This window comes from Desulfogranum mediterraneum DSM 13871 (assembly GCF_000429965.1).
Taxonomy (GTDB): Bacteria; Desulfobacterota; Desulfobulbia; order Desulfobulbales; family Desulfobulbaceae; genus Desulfogranum; species Desulfogranum mediterraneum.
The window spans coordinates 41600-62672 of record NZ_AUCW01000023.1; the positions used below are offsets into that span (position 1 = coordinate 41600).

The 21073-nt window shown below is 56.3% G+C and carries 15 protein-coding genes and 1 tRNA gene; 5 read left to right on the forward strand and 11 right to left on the reverse strand.

Annotation, left to right across the window (positions count from 1 at the left end; all coding sequences use genetic code 11):
• Positions 1-8: 8 nt before the first annotated feature.
• The 5 genes from G494_RS0112140 to G494_RS0112160 all read right to left on the reverse strand — a co-directional run bounded on the left by G494_RS0112140 (position 9) and on the right by G494_RS0112160 (position 3784).
• Positions 9-491, reverse strand: coding sequence for a TRAP transporter small permease (locus G494_RS0112140; RefSeq protein WP_028584760.1), 483 nt, complete (start codon positions 489-491; stop codon positions 9-11).
• 87 nt (positions 492-578) lie between these two features.
• A complete protein-coding gene (locus G494_RS0112145) occupies positions 579-932 on the reverse strand; it encodes a RidA family protein (protein ID WP_028584761.1) in 354 nt (117 codons plus the stop codon).
• 18 nt (positions 933-950) lie between these two features.
• Positions 951-2378, reverse strand: coding sequence for an FAD-dependent oxidoreductase (locus G494_RS0112150; protein ID WP_028584762.1), 1428 nt, complete (start codon positions 2376-2378; stop codon positions 951-953).
• Complete coding sequence (locus G494_RS0112155) at positions 2371-2670, reverse strand: 2Fe-2S iron-sulfur cluster-binding protein (protein ID WP_028584763.1); 300 nt, start codon at positions 2668-2670, stop codon at positions 2371-2373. The genes G494_RS0112150 and G494_RS0112155 overlap by 8 nt, the downstream gene beginning before the upstream one ends.
• Complete coding sequence (locus G494_RS0112160) at positions 2663-3784, reverse strand: NAD(P)/FAD-dependent oxidoreductase (RefSeq protein ID WP_161629983.1); 1122 nt, start codon at positions 3782-3784, stop codon at positions 2663-2665. Before G494_RS0112160 ends, G494_RS0112155 begins: the two co-directional genes overlap by 8 nt.
• 705 nt (positions 3785-4489) lie before the next feature.
• On the opposite strand from G494_RS0112160, the gene G494_RS0112165 reads away from it, so the two are divergent.
• A complete protein-coding gene (locus G494_RS0112165) occupies positions 4490-6421 on the forward strand; it encodes a sensor domain-containing diguanylate cyclase (RefSeq protein ID WP_161629984.1) in 1932 nt (643 codons plus the stop codon).
• Between the two features lie 75 nt (positions 6422-6496).
• On the opposite strand, the gene G494_RS0112170 is transcribed toward G494_RS0112165, so the two are convergent.
• Positions 6497-6571, reverse strand: a tRNA-Gly gene (locus tag G494_RS0112170).
• A 1144-nt stretch (positions 6572-7715) separates the two neighbouring features.
• Between G494_RS0112170 and G494_RS0112190 the strand changes: the two genes are divergently transcribed.
• Positions 7716-8945, forward strand: a complete 1230-nt coding sequence (locus tag G494_RS0112190; RefSeq protein WP_028584766.1) for an FprA family A-type flavoprotein — start codon at positions 7716-7718, stop codon at positions 8943-8945.
• 182 nt (positions 8946-9127) lie between these two features.
• On the opposite strand, the gene mce is transcribed toward G494_RS0112190, so the two are convergent.
• The 3 genes from mce to G494_RS26185 form a co-directional block, all read right to left on the reverse strand.
• Positions 9128-9532, reverse strand: coding sequence for a methylmalonyl-CoA epimerase (gene mce / locus G494_RS0112200; protein ID WP_028584767.1), 405 nt, complete (start codon positions 9530-9532; stop codon positions 9128-9130).
• Between the two features lie 143 nt (positions 9533-9675).
• On the reverse strand, positions 9676-11850 hold the full coding sequence (gene katG, locus G494_RS0112205) for a catalase/peroxidase HPI (protein WP_028584768.1): 2175 nt from the start codon (positions 11848-11850) through the stop codon (positions 9676-9678).
• A 384-nt stretch (positions 11851-12234) separates the two neighbouring features.
• A complete protein-coding gene (locus tag G494_RS26185; RefSeq protein WP_084456759.1) occupies positions 12235-12681 on the reverse strand; it encodes a Fur family transcriptional regulator in 447 nt (148 codons plus the stop codon).
• 872 nt (positions 12682-13553) lie between these two features.
• Here G494_RS26185 and G494_RS0112220 point away from each other — a divergent pair.
• From G494_RS0112220 to G494_RS0112230, 3 genes are all read left to right on the forward strand, one after another.
• On the forward strand, positions 13554-15305 hold the full coding sequence (locus G494_RS0112220) for an SLC13 family permease (RefSeq protein ID WP_084456761.1): 1752 nt from the start codon (positions 13554-13556) through the stop codon (positions 15303-15305).
• A 332-nt stretch (positions 15306-15637) separates the two neighbouring features.
• The gene (locus G494_RS23230; RefSeq protein WP_051305649.1) at positions 15638-16546 is read left to right on the forward strand and encodes a phosphate/phosphite/phosphonate ABC transporter substrate-binding protein; all 909 of its coding nucleotides are present in this window, start codon (positions 15638-15640) and stop codon (positions 16544-16546) included.
• A gap of 3 nt (positions 16547-16549) precedes the next feature.
• On the forward strand, positions 16550-18784 hold the full coding sequence (locus G494_RS0112230) for a bifunctional diguanylate cyclase/phosphodiesterase (protein WP_028584771.1): 2235 nt from the start codon (positions 16550-16552) through the stop codon (positions 18782-18784).
• Positions 18785-18800: 16 nt separating this feature from the next.
• Here G494_RS0112230 and G494_RS0112235 read toward each other — a convergent pair whose 3' ends face one another.
• Positions 18801-19487 (reverse strand): dimethylsulfonioproprionate lyase family protein, encoded by a 687-nt coding sequence (locus G494_RS0112235; protein ID WP_028584772.1) that lies wholly within the window; start codon positions 19485-19487, stop codon positions 18801-18803.
• A gap of 94 nt (positions 19488-19581) precedes the next feature.
• The gene (locus G494_RS0112240) at positions 19582-21045 is read right to left on the reverse strand and encodes an NAD-dependent succinate-semialdehyde dehydrogenase (RefSeq protein WP_028584773.1); all 1464 of its coding nucleotides are present in this window, start codon (positions 21043-21045) and stop codon (positions 19582-19584) included.
• Positions 21046-21073: the final 28 nt, after the last annotated feature.

Genomic DNA, 21073 nt, shown 5'->3' on the forward strand with positions numbered 1-21073 from the left:
ATCCATGGTTATGCTCCTTGTTGTACGCCCAGTGCTCTCCTGAGCTTCAGGATGTTTTTAACGAGATACCAGGCCGCATAGAAGGTCATCAGGCTCAGGCCGACAAAGAGTGCGCATTCCCCGTAGAAGGTAGGGATATACAGGGTAGGGCTCTCCTTCCAGACGCGCAGGGCATATCTGAAGTAGTCGTAGGCCCAGAAGGTCAGCCAGGCGGCAACAATCACCGACATCAGGTCTGCAATCACCCGGACGATCAGTCGTGATCGTTCTGTCTTCAAAAACACATCCAGTACATTGGCCTTGATCTGGGTATCCTCCCGGGAGGCGTTGACGCTGCCGAGGAAGTAGAGCCAGATGGTGGGATAGACCAACATCTCCTCCAGCCCCATAACCGGAATCTCCAGGATGTAGCGCATCACCACCTGGTAGAACTCCATCGCTGCCACCGTGCTGATCAGGATGGTGAGCGTATATTTAAAGAATCGTTCCATCGGCTGCTCCTTCTCTCCCTTGTCTGTTGCTGCTCATCTCTGTTGTTCCCTTCTTCCTGGACTGGTTTCAGGGGTTGAATCAACACCCTACTTCTTGGCTGCAATCACAGAGATCTCAACCAGCAGATCGGGCCGGGCCATGCGGGCCTCGACACAGGCACGGGCAGGTGCGGCCCCCTCGGGTACCCAGCTGTCCCAGACCTTGTTCATGCCGGCAAAATCCTTCATGTCCCTGATGTAGAGGGTTGCCGAGAGGATGTGTGCCCGATCGCTTCCGGCCTCTGCCAAGAGGGCATCCACCTTTGCCAGCATGTTTTCCGTCTGTGGCCCGATCCCCTGGTCAGCATTGTCCCCAACCTGTCCACAGAGGTAGACTATATCGTTATGGCTGACAATTTTACTCATTCGTTCACTGGTTTCCTGCCTGATGATATCGCTCATTGCTCAACTCCTGAAGATCTATTTGCTTTGGTTTTTAAACAAGTCTGCCGGCTGTGCTGCCGAGCCCTCCAACTCCATGGTTGCAACCTCCTCCAGAGGAATGGGCTTGAGCGGAGGTCGGACGGTCAAGGTCCCCATCCGCTCGGGTGGAGCGCTGAGCTCGGCTGCCATGACTTCGGCCAGGGCAGGTCCGCACATCCGCCCCTGGCAGGGGCCCATGCCGCAGCGGGTCACTATCTTTACTTCGTTTACATCCCGCACCCCCTCCTGGACGGCCTTGCGGACATCCTGGACCCTTACCTGCTCGCAGCGGCAGAGCACGGTGTCCTTGTCCAGGGTTTCCTTGGAAAATAGCGGGGCATAGACTGCGTCGACAAAGGGCCTGGGATGGTGGTCGTGGAGAATTGCCTCCCTGATCGGGCGGGCAAGGAGGTCACGCTCGTAGGTCGGGATGACTCCCAGGCAACGGGCGAGTTCAAGTGCTGCCAGCTCTCCCCGGTACTCTGCGGCCAGGGCGCCTCTGACCCCTGCCCCATCGCCGGCAGCAAAGATCTTTTCAAAGTTGGTGCGGCCCCATTGGTCGGCTTTGGGGAACCAGTAGCGCTGTTCCTGGTTCCACTCCAGGTGGCAGCCGATCAATCTGAAGATATGGGTATTGGGGATGACCCCGAAGTGGGTGAGCAGGAGCCCTGCGGGAAAATGAAGCTGTTCAGAATCACTGTAGGCCTCCACCGTTTCGACCCGCTCCTTTCCCAGGGCCTTGATCTTGGTGACGCCCTTGTAATGCTCCGCCCCTGACCTCTTGATCTCGCTGACCATCTTCAGGCCCTTTGTGAGGAAGTCCATTCGTTTTAAGGCGGGCGGCAGCTTGGCCACAGCCGTCAATGGGGGGAGTTTCGGGGTGGTCTCAAGGATGGTGCTGATCCGTACCCCCTTCTTGATGAGCAGGCTCGCCTCCAGGAGGAGGAGGGGGCCGCTGCCAACCAGGGCCACCTCGCAGTCCGGCACCAGGCCGGCCTCTTTGGCGAGATTGTTGACCGCTCCCGCTCCCATGACCCCCGGGAGGTTCCAGCCCGGGAAGGGGACCGGTCGCTCCATGGCCCCTGTTGCCACCAGCACGTAGTTGGCCTTAAGCTGGTGGGAGGTCCCTTCTTTGGAGTAATAGACGTGGCCGTCGGCTTCAACATGCCAGACCGTGGCCCCGGGCTCATGGCCGGCGCCGCTTTGCTCAAACCTGGCAACAAGTTCGCGGCCACGCTGGTACTCTGCTCCCATGTCGGCGAGCAGCTCGGCAGAGGCATGGCTGATATTGCGATATATCTGACCGCCCAGGGACTGCTGTTCATCAAGGAGTACGACCTGCAGACCCATCTCGGCAAGAGTTGCCCCTGCGTTTATCCCTGCAGGGCCAGCACCGATTATGACGACATCGTAGCACTTACTCATGGCTGTTCTCTCCTGTTTCGGACAGGTGACGGTTGATGACCATCTCCTTTTCGATTTCCGTGGTGCAGGCCTGCCGCTGGATGCCGTCAATCTCCATCAGGCACTCAAAACAGACCCCCATCAGGCAGTGAGGCCCACAGGGCTTGCCAGAGGTGGGGGAGAGGCGTGAGTTCAGCTCGCCATCGGCGAGGAGTGCCGCCATTACGCTTATTCCTGCCTGTAGCTTGCGCGGTTCACCGTCGACGACGACTTCAACGGTCTCCAGATCTTGGGTATCAACTTGTTTAAACATTGAATCGTTTGTTGCTGAAATGTGATATTTGAGGAGCCTCGTTGGTACCAAGGATCCAGGGAGCTATCATCTTTACGTGTAAGGGAGTAAGGGACACCGCGCTGTGCAGGGCCAGAACCGTAATGTTTTCAAAACGGTCCAGCCTGGTGTAAATGGGGGCCCCGTCCGGGGTCATCACCCTGATCGCCCCCCAGGAGCGTGTCCAGTTGAGTTTTTTCAACAGAGGGAAGAGGCGGATGGCGTTAGCAGCCTGGTTTTTCATGGCATCGATGGTGACCTCGCTGCTGAGGGCGGCATCCTCTGTGGACAGGCCGATCAGGAAGGTGCCGTCAGGTGTCTGCCGGGTACAGAGCACCGGCACCTTGAGCACCCGCTGGTACCGCTCTGAAACCATCAGCTGACCGCGCTGGGGATAGATGGGCAGTTTCTGTCCCAGGGGGGTCAAGAGGCGAGGTGAGCCATGGCCTGCAGCGACGACCAGCTTCTTGCAGTGATAGGTTCCCCTGCTGGTGGCAACGGCTATGGAGCCGTCGTCCTTGGGGCTAATCGCTGAGACGCTGTGGGCCCCTTTGTAGGTGCCTCCCCTCTTTTGAAAGGCTGAGCGCAGCGCGGCCAGGAGCAGCAGTGGGTTGATGTGGCCCTGTTCAGCCGTATACATGGCTCCGGAGACCTCCTCGCCCAAGGGCATCTCTGGAATGAGTGCTGCAAACTCCTCCCGGTTCAACATCCGGACCGGGTAGTCCAGGCCGACCTCCCGGCAGGATCGGGTTATCGCCTCAACCGAGGCCGCATACTGACGGAACTGCTCCTCTCCGAAAGCGTGGACCGCGCCGCCGGTCCACTCAAGCTCGATATCGTAGCCGGTCTCCTCCATGAGCTGGGCTGCAAAGGCAGGCCAGGCCTTGGTTGCCATCCGACACCACTGTGCATAGATGGGATTGTTCGCCCCTTTGCACATAAACCAGGTAAGACCGAAGTTGCCGCGCGACAAACGCTGCGAAGGGAGTTGCTCATCAAAGATGACGACACGCTCGGCTCCCTCTTCCAGCAAGCCAAGCCCCACTGCCGCACCTGTAACTCCCCCACCGATCACTATTACATCTGCTTCACTCAAAGCAATTCCTCCACTATAGATAGGCCCAAACACGGTTTACATTTCAGTACGTTGGAACAACCTGTCCTGCTGGCAGGAAGCGGCATTTCTTTCAGGCTGCTCTTGAGCCGGGTTGCACCTCTTGCCTGGGTGTAGCTCAGCTTGAGCGAGGTGCTGTCCAGCGTACGCTGCCAGCCCTTTGCTAATTTTGTGCCACTGTCGAGGTCGGGGCAGGGACCGGTGGGCTGGCCTGGGTGTGCTTGCCTGTTAACCGCTTGAAATGGTAGGGGTAAAAGCTTGGGCTTCCGGGGAGGAGTTGAGCTGGGAAAGAGTTGATCAGTTGTGTTTTTTTCGGCTGCCTGGTCCTAAAATGATCACCACCTTGGCTCGTCTGTTACAGGAACTGTCTCAAAAAGAGACGGCTTTGCCTTGAACCTTGGCCAAGCCCCGGTCGATGGGAGATGGCGGGAAGGGTCTCACTGCGATACATGTCGCAGGATGATACATCTCTTCAGGCCTTTTGGCTGAGAGGAGGGGGCGTCCCTGGTTGGTGGGCATGGAATACCTCGGGCGTGGAGGCAGAGGAGTTCTTCCTGTTCAATGAATCCAGTTTTCTTGGCCACTATGGGGGTAAAGCCTCTGCCCGGACTGGATAGATCTGCTATACTGAGCGGGACGGTCAATACATCCGAAAGCAACAACCCCCCCTCAGTGTGGATGGAGCAGATGGCAACGAAAGCGCGGGAAACAAAACAGTACTATTATATAGGCCTTTTTATTCTCTTTGGTCTGTTGATCGCCTTTTGTACCTCTGTGGTGAACTACCGTCTCGAGCTGGTCTCGATCGAGAAAAAGCTTGGCCAGCAGGCGGAAGCGGTGTTCCAGAACAAGTTGACAGATTTGGAAAGTTACACCCGCGGCCTGGAGGATATCGTCTCGGCGCTCCGGGATAACGGTCTGCTGCTTGACTACCTGAAAGCCCCCAGTCCCCAGGGGTACCATAACGTTTGCCGGTTCTTTCAGGGGATCGCCCTCTCCCATGAGGAGTTGATGCAGGTGCGTTACCTTGACAGAGAGGGGAGGGAAGTTGTCAGGGTTGACCGGGACAGGGGCAGCATCTCGGCAGAGATCATCCCCGAGGATCGACTGCAGGATAAAGGCCACCGCTATTATTTTATTGAATCCTCCCAGACCCAACCCTATGGCTACTGGTACTCAAGGCTTGATCTCAATATAGAGAATAAAAAGATCGAGGTCCCCTATAAACCGGTGCTGCGGCTGGCCTCTCCGCTCTATCTGGGGCAGCAGTTTCAGGGGATTGTGATCATCAATGTCCACGTTAAGGAGTTTCTGCAGAAGTTCAGTCAAAATTCTCTCTTTGATATCTGTCTGATAGATAGGGAGGGCTACTATCTGAAGGCCCATCAGGACAACTTTTCCTGGTCACGTTACCTGGAAACCGGTTTTTCGGTGTACAGCCACTATCCCGAGCAGGCACAGCAGATTCTCTTTGATGAGCAGACCACCCGGCTCAAAGCTTACGGCACGCTCTTTGTCGGTTCCCTAAAGGCTTTATTGAAGAAGGATGAGGGGCTGCTGTTGCTCCACGCCCGGGATGATGCTGTCCAGAGTCTGCAGGAGGAACGCCAGCGGGCGGCTCTGCTGATCGTCACTATCATCCTGCTGCTCTCCATCCCCCTTGCTCTTATCATCTCCAGGGGGCCGGTGAAGTTGCACCGGAAGATTGCCGAGCAGAACAGGGCCTTGAGTGAATCCATGGGCATCATCGACAACAATGTTGCCATTGCCACCCTTGACCTGGAGGGGCGATTCAAGGAGGGCAGCACCGCCTTTGCCCGTTCCCTGGGCGTCTCCAGAGAGCAGCTCACAGGGATGCACTCTGATCGACTCCGCAGCCAGGATCTCCCCGGCGCCTACTATGATGACATCTGGGCGAGCGTTCAGGATAGTGAGGCCTGGAGCGGTGAGGTGCAGTACTCCAGGCTGAACGGGAATTGTTACTGGGCAGATACCCTGATCCTGCCGCAACGGGATGAGGATGGGGAACTGAGCGGCTATTCTGCCATCTATCAGGATATCACGGACAAGAAACGGATTGAGCAACTCTCCATTACCGATGTCATGACCGGGCTCTACAATCGACGATTCTTCAATGTGGTGATTGAAAAAGAGCTCAACCGGGCCAGGCGGAGTGGGAGGTATCTCGCCTTTGCCATGCTTGATGTGGATTATTTCAAGCAGTATAACGACCATTACGGTCACCAGAAAGGCGACAGCGTCTTACAGGAGGTCGCCGCCATCATTGCTGCTAAGGTGTCCAGGGGAAGTGATGCCTGTTTTCGTCTTGGAGGAGAGGAGTTCGGGATACTCTTCACCGAAGTCGATCCCTGGGAGGCACAGAAGTTTGTTGACTCCATTCGGCTGGCCATGGTCGAGAAGGGGATCGAACACCGCTGGTCCAGTGTTTCCGAGGTGATTACCGTCTCCCTGGGGCTTCTTTCGGTGCTGCCGGACGAGAGCGTGAGCGTGGATCTGGTCTACCGGCTGGCTGACGAGGCGCTGTATGAGGCGAAAGAAAGCGGACGGAACAGGGTGGTGGCAAGAACCTTGGATACCGGAGGGAGGCGGACCGGGTGAAACCGGCGTAAGGAATGTCTATTTGGATCTGATCAGCTCATGACTCTACGGTCACGCTGCTTGCAGCAGAATTATTGGAGCGGGAAACGAGATTCGAACTCGCGACTTCAACCTTGGCAAGGTTACACTCTACCACTGAGTTATTCCCGCTCAGCAATTCAGTAGACGGCGGGAATGTACCTTCTCTTCGGGCCTGTGTCAATTAATAATCATGCCCCCCTCTGGTGTCGCAGGGTCACTCTTAGCAGAGGGAAGATGGTGGCTGTCTCGCATGGTGCTGGTTTATGCCGTTTTTTGGTTCAAGGATTCTCGGGAAAATGAGGTGCGTTATTTTTTCTACCATGAAAAAAAGCAGGTTCCCTGCAGCTCTTAGCCGGTTTTTACGGCCTCTTCGAGGTCACACTCCTGGTCCTGGACAATCAGCTGCTCGCTGGCCAACCCTGGCGGCAAGCTCCCGCTTCTTTCAAGCAGGATGGCGATAGTTCATCCCCCTCTACCCCCCCCCTCCTTTGTCTACCTCCGGCCTCTTTGGGGTCGCTCTTTCAGGTCCAGTTGCCTTCAATCATTTTTGGCTACCTTGAAAAATTGCTTTTCCTTCCAATCTCGGCCTTGCACTTAAAATTGTATCCTCGGAATATCAGATGTATGCCTGAGGTGAAATGTATCGCGCGCCTTGACCTTGATCGAAAAGTCTCATTTTTCAAGGTACCCTTTGGGCTGTCATTCCCGCGCAGGCGTAATGCCACTCTTGGAGGAAGCATGGAGCACCCTTAACCTGGATGCCCGCCTGCGCGGGCATGACGGAAAAGGCGCGTCCACGGGGGTAAGGAGCTGGCATGACGGCAAAAGAATGGGTTGATCTGTCCATAATGAATGTTTTCAAAATCAGCCAGGAGATCAGGGACCAGAATCTTCATCATGGGGGACGAGCCGGAAGGGAGTGGCCTCATTTTTGAGCCTGAAGGTGAAAAGAGGGTGGCTGGCGGCAACTCCCTGCTTGTTGTTTTCTGGAGCGTGGAGTAGACTGGCGATCAGGTGTATCCGTCTATGATGATTGTCTTTTTTCCTGTGACTTGTCAATGGGGTGCGCTGTTTTTGCCCAGGGGCGCTACTGTGGAGAAAGGTTGATCAGAAGAGATCGTTTGCAAGCCGATGCTCCCTATTACGCATGCCTGGGCTGTCTGGGATCTTTACGCTCGATGGCTGATGTCTCAGTCATCCGGGAGATGGCATGGGCCTGATGATCCTGTTTCTTTAAAAGTATAGAGTTTCGATTAGATCTAAGGGAGATGGAATGAACTGTACAAAAATGAGCAAACGGGTCTTTCAGCTCAAGGTCAATATTGAGGAACAGGGCTATCTCTTTGAAGGGCTCTGGGCGGTGCCCAATGGGGTGAGTATCAACAGCTACCTGGTACGGGGGGAAAAATCCGCCCTCATCGATATGACCCAGGATCTGCATTCGCTGACCAGTTCTCTGGAACAGCAGCTGGAGCAGACCGGAACCACCCTGGAAGAGCTGGATTATGTGATCGTCAACCATATGGAGCCGGATCACTCGGGGATGCTGCGCGAGTTTGCCGCCAAAAACAGACGCTGCAGGTTTCTCTGTTCTCAAAAGGCGGTGCCCCTGTTAGAGCATTTCAGCTCCATCCCCATGGACAGGGTCGATGTGGTCGGGGATGGAGAGAGCCTGGATCTCGGCAAGGGGATGATCCTGCGCTTTTATCTCATCCCCAATGTGCATTGGCCAGAGACCATGGCCACCTATCTCGAGCCGGAAAAAACCCTCTTTCCCTGCGATGCCTTTGGTTCCTATGGGGCTGTAGAGGAGTATGTCTTTGATGACCAGTTGTCCGATGAGCGGGCTGCCTTTTATGAAAAAGAGGCCCTGCGCTATTACGCCAATATCGTGGCGACCTTTTCCCCTTTTGTGGAAAAGGCCATTGCAAAGCTCAAGGCCCTTGACATTGAGGTTATTGCCCCTTCCCATGGCATTGTCTGGCGCAGGAATCCCGCTGCAATCATTAATCACTATAAGCGGTATGCCTCCTATGCCAAAGGTCCTGCCGAGCCCGAAATCTGTCTGCTCTGGGGTTCCATGTACGGCAATACCGAGAAATCCATAGCCCCTCTTGTCAGGGGGATAAAGTCCGAAGGCCTTGAGCTCAGCATCTTCAGGGTTCCCCAGGATGACCTGGGCCATATCCTTGCCGCCGCCTGGAAGGCTACGGGCCTGGTCTTTGCCATGCCGACCTACGAGTATAAGATGTTTCCCCCCATGGCCCAGGCCATTGAGGACCTCATGGTTAAGAAGGTGAGGAACAAGAAGGTATTACGGGTAGGATCCTACGGCTGGGTTGGTGGGGCGGAAAAAGATTTCAGGACCAGAACTGCCAAGGCCGGCTGGGATATCAGGGAGAGTCTGGAGTTTCAGGGCTGTCCCACGGATGATGATCTGCTGAAGATGGAAGAGGAGGGCAGGAAACTGGCCCAACAGGTTAAGGAGTTTTGCGGCCAATAAGCCGGCGCTAGGGTGCGAAGGGGTCAAAGTTCACCGCCAGGAACAATGCTCTTGGCGGTGACTGTCCGACCTGTGGGAAAATTGTACCCCGCGCCAGCCCTGAAAAAAGTGGGGAGGGGCTGCTCCTGGCTCAGGGCGGCCAAGCAGGCAATGGAGTACGATTCGGCCCCTGTGCAGAGCTGCTAACCGCGTTCACACAGTTCAACGAGTATGCCGCCGGTAGCCTTTGGGTGGAGAAAGGCAATCTTTGCTCCCCCTGCACCGATTCGAGGTGTTTCATCGATAAGCTTTATCCCTTTTTCCTTTAACTCCTCCAAAGCCTCAGCGATATTTTCAACCTGGAAGGCGACATGTTGGAACCCTTCTCCTTTTTTTTCAATAAACTTGGCCACCGGTCCATCAGCTGCGGTTGACTCCAGGAGCTCGACTTCACTTTCTCCTACAGGAAAAAATGCTGTTGTAACCTTTTGTTCTTCAACGGTTTCTGCGCCTGCAAACTCCAGGCCGAGAACGTCGCTCCAAAATTTTCTCCCTTGTTCAATACTTTGTACAGCAATACCTAAATGGTTTATTTTCAATATCTTCATGTTCGCCTCGCTGCGGGAAATTTCCTGCGGAGCAGCCGTGCTGCCCCGCAGGTTCATTTGCTTACTATTCCGGCCAAAAGGATTCCGCTCTCTCCTGGATGCGGTTCAGGAGACCCTGTACCCCTTGGCCATTGGCCAATCGATCAGGAGAGGGGGAAGCGATCCAGGTTCATCACCTTGTCCCAGGCCGCCACGAAGTCATTGACAAACTTTTCCTGGGACTCTGCGGTGGCATAGACTTCTGCCAAGGCACGCAGCTCGGAGTTTGAGCCGAAGATAAGGTCAACCCGGGTGGCGGTCCAGCGCGGCTGACCTGTCCTTCGATCGCTGCCTTCAAAGATGTCTTGGTCTGCAGAGCTCGCCTTCCAGGCCGTGCCCATGTCGAGCAGGTTGACAAAGAAGTCATTGCTCAGTGCCTCGGAACGGTCAGTGAAGACGCCGTGCCCTGTTTGGCCGAAGTTGGTGTTCAGGACCCGCATGCCGCCAACGAGAACCGTCATCTCCGGAGCAGTCAGGGTAAGCAACTGGGCCCGATCAACGAGCATCTCTTCAGCCGATACCGTGTATTTGGTTTTAAGATAGTTTCGGAAACCATCTGCCTCGGGCTCCAGAACGGAGAAGGACGCAACATCGGTCTGCTCCTGGGTGGCATCCATGCGGCCAGGCGTGAAGGGAACCCTCACCTCCTGACCGGCGTTCTTTGCCGCCTTCTCAACCCCTGCACAACCTGCCAGTACGATGAGGTCAGCCAGGGAGACCTTCTTGTTGAACTCGCCTTGAATAGCCTCGAGGGTCTTCAGCACCTTGGCAAGTTGATCCGGCTGGTTGACTTGCCAATCCTTCTGTGGCGCCAGGCGAATGCGGGCCCCGTTCGCGCCGCCGCGCATGTCGGAGCCGCGAAAAGTGGAAGCCGACATCCAGGCGGTTGAAACCAGCTCGGCGACAGACAGGCCGGAAGCCAGGATCTTCTCCTTCAGGGTGGCAATCACACTCTCATCGATCAGTTCATGATCGAGCGCAGGGATCGGGTCTTGCCAGCTGAGCTCTTCGGCAGGAACTTCGGGTCCCAGATAGCGGGCGCGAGGTCCCATGTCACGGTGGGTCAGCTTGAACCACGCCCGGGCAAAGGCGTCTGCGAACTCCTCCGGGTTCTGCAGGTAACGCCGCGCGATCGGCTCGTAGATGGGGTCGAAGCGAAGGGAGAGGTCTGCCGTGGTCATCATCGGCCGGTGCTTCTTCGAGGGGTCGTGGGCGTCAACCACCATGTCCTCTTCGGCCACATCCTTTGCCAGCCACTGATGCGCGCCGGCCGGGCTCTTGACCAACTCCCACTCATATTTGAACAGCACCTTCAGATAGCCCATGTCCCATTTGGTCGGATTCGGCTTCCAGGCGCCCTCGATACCGCTGCCGATCGTATCTCCGCCCTTGCCGCTGCCGAAGCTGCTCCTCCAGCCGAGTCCCTGTTCCTCGATGCCGGCGGCCTCAGGCTCAGGACCGACAAGCGCTGCATCGCCTGCGCCATGGCACTTGCCGAAGGTGTGCCCGCCTGCGACGAGGGCGACGGTCTCTTCGTCGTTCATGGCCATGCGTGCGAAGGTCTCGCGAACATCAAGGCCGGAGGCGACGGGATCCGGGTTGCCGTTGGGGCCTTCCGGGTTCACGTAGATCAGACCCATCTGAACGGCGGCAAGCGGATTCTCCAACTCCCGGTCGCCCGAATAGCGTTCGTCACCCAGCCAGGTCTCCTCAGCTCCCCAGTAGATGTCTTTCTCCGGCTCCCAGATGTCCTCACGCCCCCCGCCAAAGCCGAAGGTCTTGAATCCCATCGATTCCAGCGCGACGTTGCCGGCGAGAATCATCAGGTCGGCCCAGGAAATTTTTTGGCCGTACTTCTGCTTGATCGGCCAAAGCAGCCGTCGTGCCTTGTCCAGGTTAACGTTGTCGGGCCAACTGTTGACAGGGGCAAAGCGTTGGTTGCCTGTCCCTCCCCCGCCACGGCCGTCTGCGGTGCGATAGGTGCCGGCGCTATGCCACGCCATCCGGATGAAGAGCCCCCCGTAGTGACCGTAATCGGCCGGCCACCACTCTTGTGAATCTGTCATCAACCCGTGGAGGTCCTTCTTCACTGCATCAAGGTCCAGACTCTGAAACTCTTGAGCGTAGTCGAAATCCTTTCCCATCGGATTGGACTTGGAAGAATGCTGGCGCAGAATATCAAGCCGTAACTGATTCGGCCACCAATCCCGATGAGATCTGTTGCCTGCTACCGATTTAGCTGTTCTGCCCGTTACCGGACACTTGCTTTCACCACTCATAATGTTACCCCCTGTTGTTGTCTGAAATTATTCATTGTACAGCCATGAATGTAACATCTGGTATACCGGATAATGCCATCTGTGATGGTAACTGCTCCATACCCATCACTCTGTATGCGGTCGACAGGTTCCTTTTTACCCTCCTGAATTCGTCTAACAGCTGGCTTTTGCCTCTTCGTCTCTATAAAGGCTACCTTGAATAATGGCTTTTTCTTCCAATCTCTGCGTTATGCACTAAAAAATATCCTCGGAATATCGATTATATGCCTGTGGTAATTTTTCTCGCATGCCTTGATCTTGATCGAAAAATCTCATTATTCAAGACACCCTAAAATGACACCTTGTGTTTGTGGACAACTGTTCTTCATAAAGGCGTTAAAAAAACTACTTCTCCTGGCAAGCAGGACAAATCCCGTAGAAATCAAGGCGATGACTTGTAATCCTGAAACCAGTCTCTGCCATCATTTTACTCGTTATCTCTTCCAGATCAAGCATGGATGGGTCAATGATCGTTCCGCATCCCGTACAGATAACATGGGGATGAGGGTAAGGCTTGTTCCCATCGTATCGATTACCCAGTTCACTGAATTCCAACTCAAGAACTTCTCCTCTTTTTTTTAGTAAGTTTAAGGTCTTGTAAACAGTGGCCAAGCTCATGGTCGGGTATTCAGGCGCGAGTAGATTAAAGATAGTTTCTGCAGATGGATGCTCTCTGCTGCGGCAAAGAACCCTGAGGACAGCATACCTTTGCGGAGTAATGCGATGCTCACTCTCCTTGAGGCGTTCTACCATCTGTTTAAGCCGGTTTTCAGAGGATTTATTATCGTTCATAGGAATGCGTGGCTGGAATATGGAAAGCAGTTATTTGATAATAATTATTATCCCTGAGAGAGCAAGGGGGGCAACGAATTAATACGGAAATACCCTGAGTCAGGCATCTCTGGAAGAGCTGCGACCGGGAGAGGGTATCAAAATCCAGGGTGGATATATCGATTCATTCTCTTGCCGTCATGCCCGCGCAGGCGGGCATCCAGGTCTGTACCCCAATGGTCCGGATAACGGGTCTTGGATGATTGTTGTACTGTTCCCAGACACGGCTGAGCAGGTCGCTGGTTGTGGAGCTTGCAACGCACACCGGTGGGCTGCCTGCTGTTGCCTCTGCCCGTCAAGATCCAGAGGCAAGGATGCTTCATGGTTCCTCCCGGATCGTATTGCCGCCTGCGCAGGAATGTCATGGCTGCCCATGCCTTGGGAGATCCGGACAGAGCAACTTTTTTTTGGGAGGTTCTGGCCATTGCTGTACGAGCCGGAAGGTCAGCTGAAATCTCACATATATTTCCCCTGCCAGCCCTGCTGGCCGGCTCAATTTATCCCATGGGCAGCTGGGCTTGAAGGCAAGATGGTCGTAGGGAGTGGCCCCTCCTCTCAGGAGGTATTGAAAATGCCTGTTTCATAATTTTTTCAAAATAATTATACTAATAAAATTGATTAATTGACAGCCCGTTGTCCCGTCCTGCAGCAGGCCTGAAGGGCTTGCTTGGCAGTTCCTTACCGACCAGAGTATCCGGGCAGGGAGGCGCTCCCGGGTGAGTCGTCGACTTCGGCCAACAGCGCTGTCCTCAGCTGTTCTTTGGGGGGCGACGCTCATTACTCTGGGGGGTTGACGGTGTTGGAACGAGGGATACAGAGAAGAGAGGTTTGTTATGACGACAACTGTTTTGCAACGACTGTGGCAGATGCACGATGAAACCAAGATGCTGTTCGTGTTCAGGCCAAAATCTGCAGCGCGACGCTGTGCACAAGAATTCGTTGTATTCAACAAGGCAAGCACTCCGGAAAGGGAGGTGGATCTTGCCGAGAAGATCGAGGCGGCCCCTGCCGAGCATGGCAAACGTCTCCGCGGCGGACCAGGCGGCGTTGAGGAGGGAGAGCCCCGTGAGTATACCACCCGCCAGAAGATCGGCCTCTTTCTGGGGCCCCTGCTCTTTGTGCTGATGTTGGTGGCGCCGCCGCCGGCAGGGATGGAAGCTGCGGCCCAGAGGATGGCTGCCGTGGCCCTGCTCATGGCGACCTGGTGGATGACCGAGGGGATTCCGATCCCTGCCACCAGCCTGCTGCCCGTCGCCCTCTTTCCCCTGCTCGGGATCATGGGGACCAAGCAGGCGGCAGCCCCCTATGCCAGTCACCTGATCTTCCTGTTCATGGGCGGCTTTATCATCGCCCTGGCCATGCAGCGCTGGAACCTGCATCGCCGGATCGCCATGAACATCGTCCGGATCGTCGGCTTTTCGCCCGGCCGCTTGATCTTCGGCTTCATGATCGCCACTGCCGTACTCTCCGCCTTTGTCTCCAACACCGCAACCACGGTGATGATGATGCCCATAGGGCTGGCCATTATCCAGCATGTGATCGCCGAAGGCAAGAAGGAGGGCCTGGATAAGACCATTGATTTCAGTAAGGAACGGTTTGCCTTTGGCCTCAACCTGATGCTCGGTATTGCCTATGCCGCCTCCATCGGCGGGATTGCCACCCTGATCGGGACGCCCCCCAATACGGTCCTGGCCGGCTACCTTAACAAGACCTACGCATATGAGATCACCTTTGCCAAGTGGATGATGGTCGGGGTGCCCCTGGTAGCGGTGATGCTGCCGCTCTGCTGGCTGTGGCTGACCCGGGTCGCCAATCCCATGGCCTTGAAGAGGGTGCCCGGAGGACGGGCGCTGATCGACGCAGAGCTGAAAAAAATGGGTCCCATGGGCAGCGGTGAGCGCTGGACCGCCCTGGTCTTCCTGCTGACGGCCCTGGGCTGGATCTTCCGCAAGCCCCTGGGCGGCTCTCTCTTTATGGATCCCAAACTGGTCACCGATGCCACCATCGCCATGATCGGTGCCCTGCTGCTCTTTGTCATCCCCATCAACTGGAAGAAGAATGAGTTTGTGATGAACTGGAACTGGGCCTCCAAGATGCCCTGGGGGGTCCTGATTCTCTTTGGCGGCGGGCTCTCCATGGCAGGCGGTTTCAAGGTAACCAACCTGGCCAGCTGGATAGGGCGTCAGGTCGGCCTGCTCGAGGCGGCACCCATTCTGGTCCTCATCATTGCCGTTGCCACCCTGATCATCTTTCTGACCGAACTGACCTCCAACACCGCCACCTCGGCCATGGTGATGCCCATCCTCTCGGCCGTTGCCCTGGGTCTGGGCCAGAGTCCGTTGCTCTTGATCGTGCCGGCCGCCATTGCCGCCTCCTGCGCCTTCATGTTGCCGGTGGCCACCCCCCCCAACGCTATTGTCTTTGGCTCGGGATATGTGACCATCCCCCAGATGGTCCGCAGCGGTTTTGGCCTTAATCTAATGGGGGTTGTGGTCACCGTTGTTCTCACCTATCTGGTCCTGATGCCGGCCTTTGGTATCCAGATCGATGTGATTCCCCAGTGGGCCCTAGTCGGGGTGAACTGAGGGCATTCTCTATCAGGGAGCTCTCGGTTCAACTCGGCAGCAGTTCTCATCGCCTGCACTCCTCTTTCCCGGAGCTGTGCAGGCTTTTTTGTTTTCCGCCCCAGTTTGGCGGGGAGCAAGATGGCGCAAGCTAAGGCCAGGGCAATTTCTTGAATCCCATGAAGTGCGGTGCTATCATGGCAGAAGAGCTTGATCCCCTGGGGTAAACAGCTGCCAGGGGGCGGAGGATGTCGATCTTTTGCTGAGATGGGTGTCAGCTGGCTTGAAGGTCACCCTGAAAAGAGCTCGGACAACTTGAGCCTGCAGTAATAACAGCAACAGGAGGGAGGGGTATGTTCAATGGATTCCAGGCGGCTTTCCAGGTAGTCACCCTTATGGTTATCCTCCTTGTCGCTGCCTCCTGGGCTGGTGCCGGCCTTGAAGGAGATCCTGGGCGGCAGAAGACCTTCATTCTTGCCAAGGTGGGGGATAATCCCAAAAAGGTCTACCCCAGGCTCAAGCCCCTGGCCGTCTACCTGGCCTCTCGGCTTACGGATCAGGGCATTGTCCGGGGCGATGTCATGGTGGCCCCGGATAATCAGACCATGGTTTCCTGGCTGCGTCAGGGCAGGGTGGATCTGGTCACGGAAACGCCCTTTTCTGCAGTTTATTTTCAGGAACGGGCCAAGGCCATTCCTGTTGCCAGGGGCTGGCGCAGAGGGGTGCCCAGCTATCACTCTATCATCTTTGTCCACAAAGAGAGTCTGATCCAGGAACCGGCAGACCTGGTAGGAAGGGTCATCGCCTTTGAAGACAGGGGATCCACTTCAGCCTATTACCTCCCTGCTGCCGACTTGATCAGCCAAGGCTATGCGATGGCGTATCTCTCCTCTGTGAGAGAAGAGGCGCCTGCAGAGAAGGTCGGCTATGTCTTTTCCGGTGAGGAAATCAACTCCACCACCTGGGTGCACAAGAAGCTGGTTGCCGCTGCTGCCTTGAGCAACCTGGATTGGGAATCCGATGAAGCGGCTCCCCAAGGCATGAAAGGTGATTTACGGATCATCTATCGTACCCCGGATTTTCCCCGCTCGGTTGAGCGATTAGGAGCAGAGTTGTATCGTGCTCATAGCGTTCCGGAAGGCCTGGCGGCAATGAAGCGCTATAAGAACACCACCAGGTTCGATCCGGTCGATGAGGCTACCCGTCAGTCCCTGGAGTCCGCGAGGGTGTTATATACAGTCGTCAGGGAACACCTTGAGTAGGCTATGCGCTTGAATCTGCAGGCCAAATATCAACTTTCCATCTCCATTATTCTGACCCTTTCCATCGTCTTGCTTGCCCTCCTGCTGCTCTGGTACGGCAAGCAGGCTTCCGTGGAGGTCCGAACGGCCAGTGCCGATCTGATGCGCCATGAAATGATGGTCCAGGTCGAAGAGCGCGCTCTTTCCCTGGTGCGAGCCTTGTCCAGTAACCTGGTCAACCCCCTCTACAGTTACCGGATAGAATCGATCTACCGTTTGCTTGCAAACGCCCTGAAAAATAACGATGTGGTGGCCGTAGAGGTGTTTGACCCCCATGGGGTCATTCAGCATGACGGCACTCGCGATATCACCCGGTTCGGTGCAAAGGTGAGCAATGGGAGGATGGTTGCAGCCCTGAACCATGGCGCCTCGTATCATTCAACCCTTGAGAACGGGCGCCTCTCCCTGGCCCACGCCATCAAGATCGGCGATAAGCTCTTGGGCGGTGTCTGCCTTACCCTCTCCCTGGAGAGGGTAAGCCAAAATATCGCTCTGATGAACAGGGAGTTAAAGGAGATCAGCCAGACCAGCAGGAACAGGCAGGTGGTGATCGCCCTGGCAGCGTCCCTGCTCTCCCTGGCTGCTGCTCTTGTTCTTGGGATGATGCTGGCGCGTTACCTGGTGTATCCGATCAGACAGCTGGTCCAGGCGACCCACTCTATCAGCGAGGGGCAGTATCATTTTACCCTGGATCTGAAACGGAGGGATGAACTCGGAGAGTTGGCGGATTCTTTTAACGCCATGAGCCGTAGTCTGGACAGGCATCAACAGGAGGTGCATCATATCGCCTATCATGACGCACTTACCGAGCTCCCCAACCGTTTGATGATGAAAAAGCTGCTCAACGAATCGCTGGAAACCAGCCGGAAAGAAGAATCGCTTATGGCCTTGATGTTGATCGATCTGGACAACTTCAAGGAGGTCAACGATTCACTGGGCCATGATGCCGGGGATCTGCTCTTAAAGGAGGCTGCCAGACGTATTGCCGATGAGGTCCGAAATCAGCAGGACCTGGTCATGAGAGGGGAACTGCCCCATGATCGGGTCGAGCAACAGATGGTCAGCCGGCTGGGAGGGGACGAGTTTACCGTTATTGCCGTCGACCTGAGCGTTCAAAAAGATGCGGCCGCCATTGCCAGGCGAATTATTCAAGCCTTAAGGAGACCTTTTGTCATTCAAGAGCAAGTTGTGGGCATCGGGGCCAGTATCGGTATTACGCTCGCGCCCCTGGACGGAGAGAGCGCAGAGGTGTTGATCAAGAATGCCGATCTGGCCATGTATCAGGCAAAGTATAAGGGAAAAAACACCTTTGCCTTTTATGATCAGGAAATGACCAGGGAGATCGAGAAATTTTCCAGGGTAAAGCAGGAGCTTGGGGCGGCTTTCGAGCATGCAGAGTTCGAGTTGTATCTCCAGCCCCAGGTTCGGCTGGACACCGGCAGGGTGGTCGGCAGCGAGGCCCTGATTCGCTGGAACCATCCTGAACGGGGGCTGGTCTTGCCTGGTGAATTCGTGCAGGTGGCCGAGGAGACCGGCCTGATCGCTCAGATGGATGATTGGGTCTTGGAGTCGGCCTGCAGCATGGTGCGGTATCTTGAGCAGCGGTTGAACTCTTCCTTCTACCTCGCCGTGAACCTCTCTTCACAACAGCTCACAGACAAGAGATTGCCGCGAAAACTGCAGCGGCTGCTTGGGAACTATAAGATATCGTCAGGGTCTCTACATCTGGAAGTAACCGAAACCATGCTGATAAAAGATGAAGGCCGTGCCGCCTTGGTGCTCGACCAGGTGGCAGCGATTGGCTGTCCCATCTGGTTGGATGATTTTGGGACAGGTTTTTCCTCCATCAGCCACTTACAGCGATTCCCCTTAACCGGGATTAAAATTGATCGAGCCTTTATCAAGAACTTGCACGAACGCGAGCGGGACCGGCAGCTCGCCCATGCACTGATCACCCTGGCGAAAATGCTGAACCTGGAGGTAACGGCGGAAGGGGTGGAGAGGGAAGAGCAGGCCCTGTATCTCAAGCAGTGGGAATGTCCCCTTGCCCAGGGATATTTGTATAGTCGTCCCTTGCCCCTGGATGAGTTTAAGGCGCTGTTGCAGGGGCTGCAGGGGCTGCAGGGCCAGCCTCAATCCGAAGCGGGACGCTTGTCTGCTGCAGAAGCGGAGACTTCGGCAGAAATTCTTCCGGTATAGGGAGAGGACCGGCTCATCAGGGGGGGATGGGAAAGGGACAGGTCTGGTTTTTTCGTTTTCGAATAAACACCATCTGCTGGCGCTCCAACCGTTCCTCCTCCCCAAGCCAGGCGTACAACAGCAATGCCGGTTGATGCTGGGAAACGGTGATGCGATGGGTATGTGCCGGCGGGTTGAAGATCATTGAGCCGACAGCGTAGACGCCCTGATGGTTTTCTGAGACGCTCCCGGAAAGGCAGAGGTAACTTTCGGTGATCCCATCATGGGCATGAGCCGGGTAGACGCAGCCAGGAGCAAAGAGGACGATACCGAGGATGACCTCTTTTGCAGGTATGGGGCCCTGGGGGCCGCAGAACTGAGCATAGGCAAATTTTTTTTCCAGGCCGCGGGGCACTTTTTCATACCCATACTGCCAATGCAGACGGGTATGGATGGCTTCAATGGCTCGGATCAGCGTGGCGTGACGCTCCCTCTTTCCCTCGTCAAGAGCCCGCCTCAGGTGGGCGGTCACCGGTTTGTCGGCGAGGCTCACCTCTTGGAGCGGTGGGTTGGCGTGGATGAGCCGGTTGAGGGCTTCCCTGACAAAGCGCTGGTGCGTACGAATGGGTTCACTTCCACCAGAGGGTTGGAAGCGATAAAGTTGGTAGCACGTCTGAAGCAGGTAGCTCCAGTCAGGGAGATCGTCGAGCCGTTGTCCACGCATACTCGGTACCTCTAGGGGAGGTTAGAGGATGCGGCTTGCCCCCAAGGTGGTGACCCATCCCTGGGGGCAAATTGCATTTCCTCGGGTGGGAGGCTTAGCGCTCAAGCCCGCCCATGCAGAGATATTTAATCTCGAGGTAGTCGTCCAGACCATACTTGGATCCTTCCCTGCCGTTGCCGGATTCCTTGACCCCGCCAAAGGGGGCGGTCTCGTTGGAGATGATCCCCTCGTTAATGCCGACGATTCCATATTCCAGGGCTTCGGAGACCCGCCAGATACGGCCGATGTCACGGGCGTAGAAGTAGGCGGCCAGGCCGAACTCGGTGTCATTGGCCATGGCAATGGCCTCTTCCTCTGTGCTAAAGGCAAACAGCGGGGCCACCGGGCCGAAGATCTCCTCCCGGTAGACCCGCATGGTCTCGTCCACCCTGGTGAGGATCGTGGGTTCGACAAAGGATCCGCCCAGGGCGGGTTGGCCGCCGCCCAGGATGACCTGGGCCCCCTTCTCCACCGCATCCTCGATGATTGCCAGCACATTTTCGGCGGCCGTCTCATCGATGAGCGGGCCGGTGGTCACCCCCTCGTCCATGCCGTTGCCCAGCACCAGGTTGCCCCCCACTGCAGCGGCGAGTTTCTCGGCAAAGGCATCGTAGATCTCCTCCTGTACCAGGATCCGGTTGGAGCAGACGCAGGTCTGGCCGGCATTGCGGTATTTGGAGGCGATGGCCCCTTCCACGGCGGCATCCAGGTCGGCATCGGCAAAGACGATAAAGGGGGCATTGCCGCCCAGTTCCATGGAGGTCTTCTTGACCGTGGCACTACAGGCGGCCATCAGCTCTTTGCCCACCGGGGTGGAGCCGGTAAAGGTCAGCTTGCGTACCAGGGGATTGGAGGTCAGCTCTTTGCCGATTTCCGGGGTCTTGCCGCCAAGGATATTGATTACCCCGGCAGGGATGCCGGCTCGTGTTGCCAACTCGGCCAGGGCCAGGGCGGAAAGCGGGGTGGCATTGGCGGGCTTGCAGACCACTGTACAGCCGACAGCCAGGGCGGGTGCGATCTTGCGGGTCAACATGGCGTTGGGAAAGTTCCAGGGGGTGATGCAGGCGACCACCCCCACGGGCTGCTTGATGCAGACCAGCCGTTTGCCCTTGTCCGGTGCCGGGATGGTATCGCCGTAGACCCGCTTGGCCTCTTCTGCAAACCACTCGATGTAGTTGGCGCCATAGGCGATTTCCCCCCTGGCCTCGGCCAGAGGCTTGCCCATCTCTGCGGTGAGGATCTTTGCCAGATCCTCCTGGTGCGCCATCAGCAGGTTGAACCAGCTGCGCAGCAGCTTTGCCCGCTCCTTGGCCGGTCGTGCCCGCCAGTCAGGGAGGGCGGCCTCTGCCGCCTCGATGGCGCGGCGGGTTTCGGCGCTCCCGCAGCGGGCGATGGCGGCTATGACCTCCCCACTTGCAGGGTTGTGTACCTCGAGGGTTTCGCCGCTGTCGGCATCGAGCCAATCACCGTTGATAAAGGCCTGGTCGTGGAGCAGGCCTGGGTCGTCTAGGTTGAACATCTTAGGTCCTGAGTGTCTGGTTGAGAGA

Bases quoted from the DNA above. Each gene is read 5' to 3' on its own strand.
- G494_RS0112140 (WP_028584760.1), bottom strand. From the start codon at position 491: ATGGAACGATTCTTTAAATATACGCTCACCATCCTGATCAGCACGGTG.
- G494_RS23230 (WP_051305649.1), top strand. From the start codon at position 15,638: ATGTTCAATGGATTCCAGGCGGCTTTCCAGGTAGTCACCCTTATGGTT.
- mce (WP_028584767.1), bottom strand. From the start codon at position 9,532: ATGAAGATATTGAAAATAAACCATTTAGGTATTGCTGTACAAAGTATT.
- G494_RS0112190 (WP_028584766.1), top strand. From the start codon at position 7,716: ATGAACTGTACAAAAATGAGCAAACGGGTCTTTCAGCTCAAGGTCAAT.
- katG (WP_028584768.1), bottom strand. From the start codon at position 11,850: ATGAGTGGTGAAAGCAAGTGTCCGGTAACGGGCAGAACAGCTAAATCG.
- G494_RS0112155 (WP_028584763.1), bottom strand. From the start codon at position 2,670: ATGTTTAAACAAGTTGATACCCAAGATCTGGAGACCGTTGAAGTCGTC.
- G494_RS0112145 (WP_028584761.1), bottom strand. From the start codon at position 932: ATGAGCGATATCATCAGGCAGGAAACCAGTGAACGAATGAGTAAAATT.
- G494_RS0112230 (WP_028584771.1), top strand. From the start codon at position 16,550: ATGCGCTTGAATCTGCAGGCCAAATATCAACTTTCCATCTCCATTATT.
- G494_RS0112150 (WP_028584762.1), bottom strand. From the start codon at position 2,378: ATGAGTAAGTGCTACGATGTCGTCATAATCGGTGCTGGCCCTGCAGGG.
- G494_RS0112240 (WP_028584773.1), bottom strand. From the start codon at position 21,045: ATGTTCAACCTAGACGACCCAGGCCTGCTCCACGACCAGGCCTTTATC.
- G494_RS0112165 (WP_161629984.1), top strand. From the start codon at position 4,490: ATGGCAACGAAAGCGCGGGAAACAAAACAGTACTATTATATAGGCCTT.
- G494_RS26185 (WP_084456759.1), bottom strand. From the start codon at position 12,681: ATGAACGATAATAAATCCTCTGAAAACCGGCTTAAACAGATGGTAGAA.
- G494_RS0112220 (WP_084456761.1), top strand. From the start codon at position 13,554: ATGACGACAACTGTTTTGCAACGACTGTGGCAGATGCACGATGAAACC.
- G494_RS0112235 (WP_028584772.1), bottom strand. From the start codon at position 19,487: ATGCGTGGACAACGGCTCGACGATCTCCCTGACTGGAGCTACCTGCTT.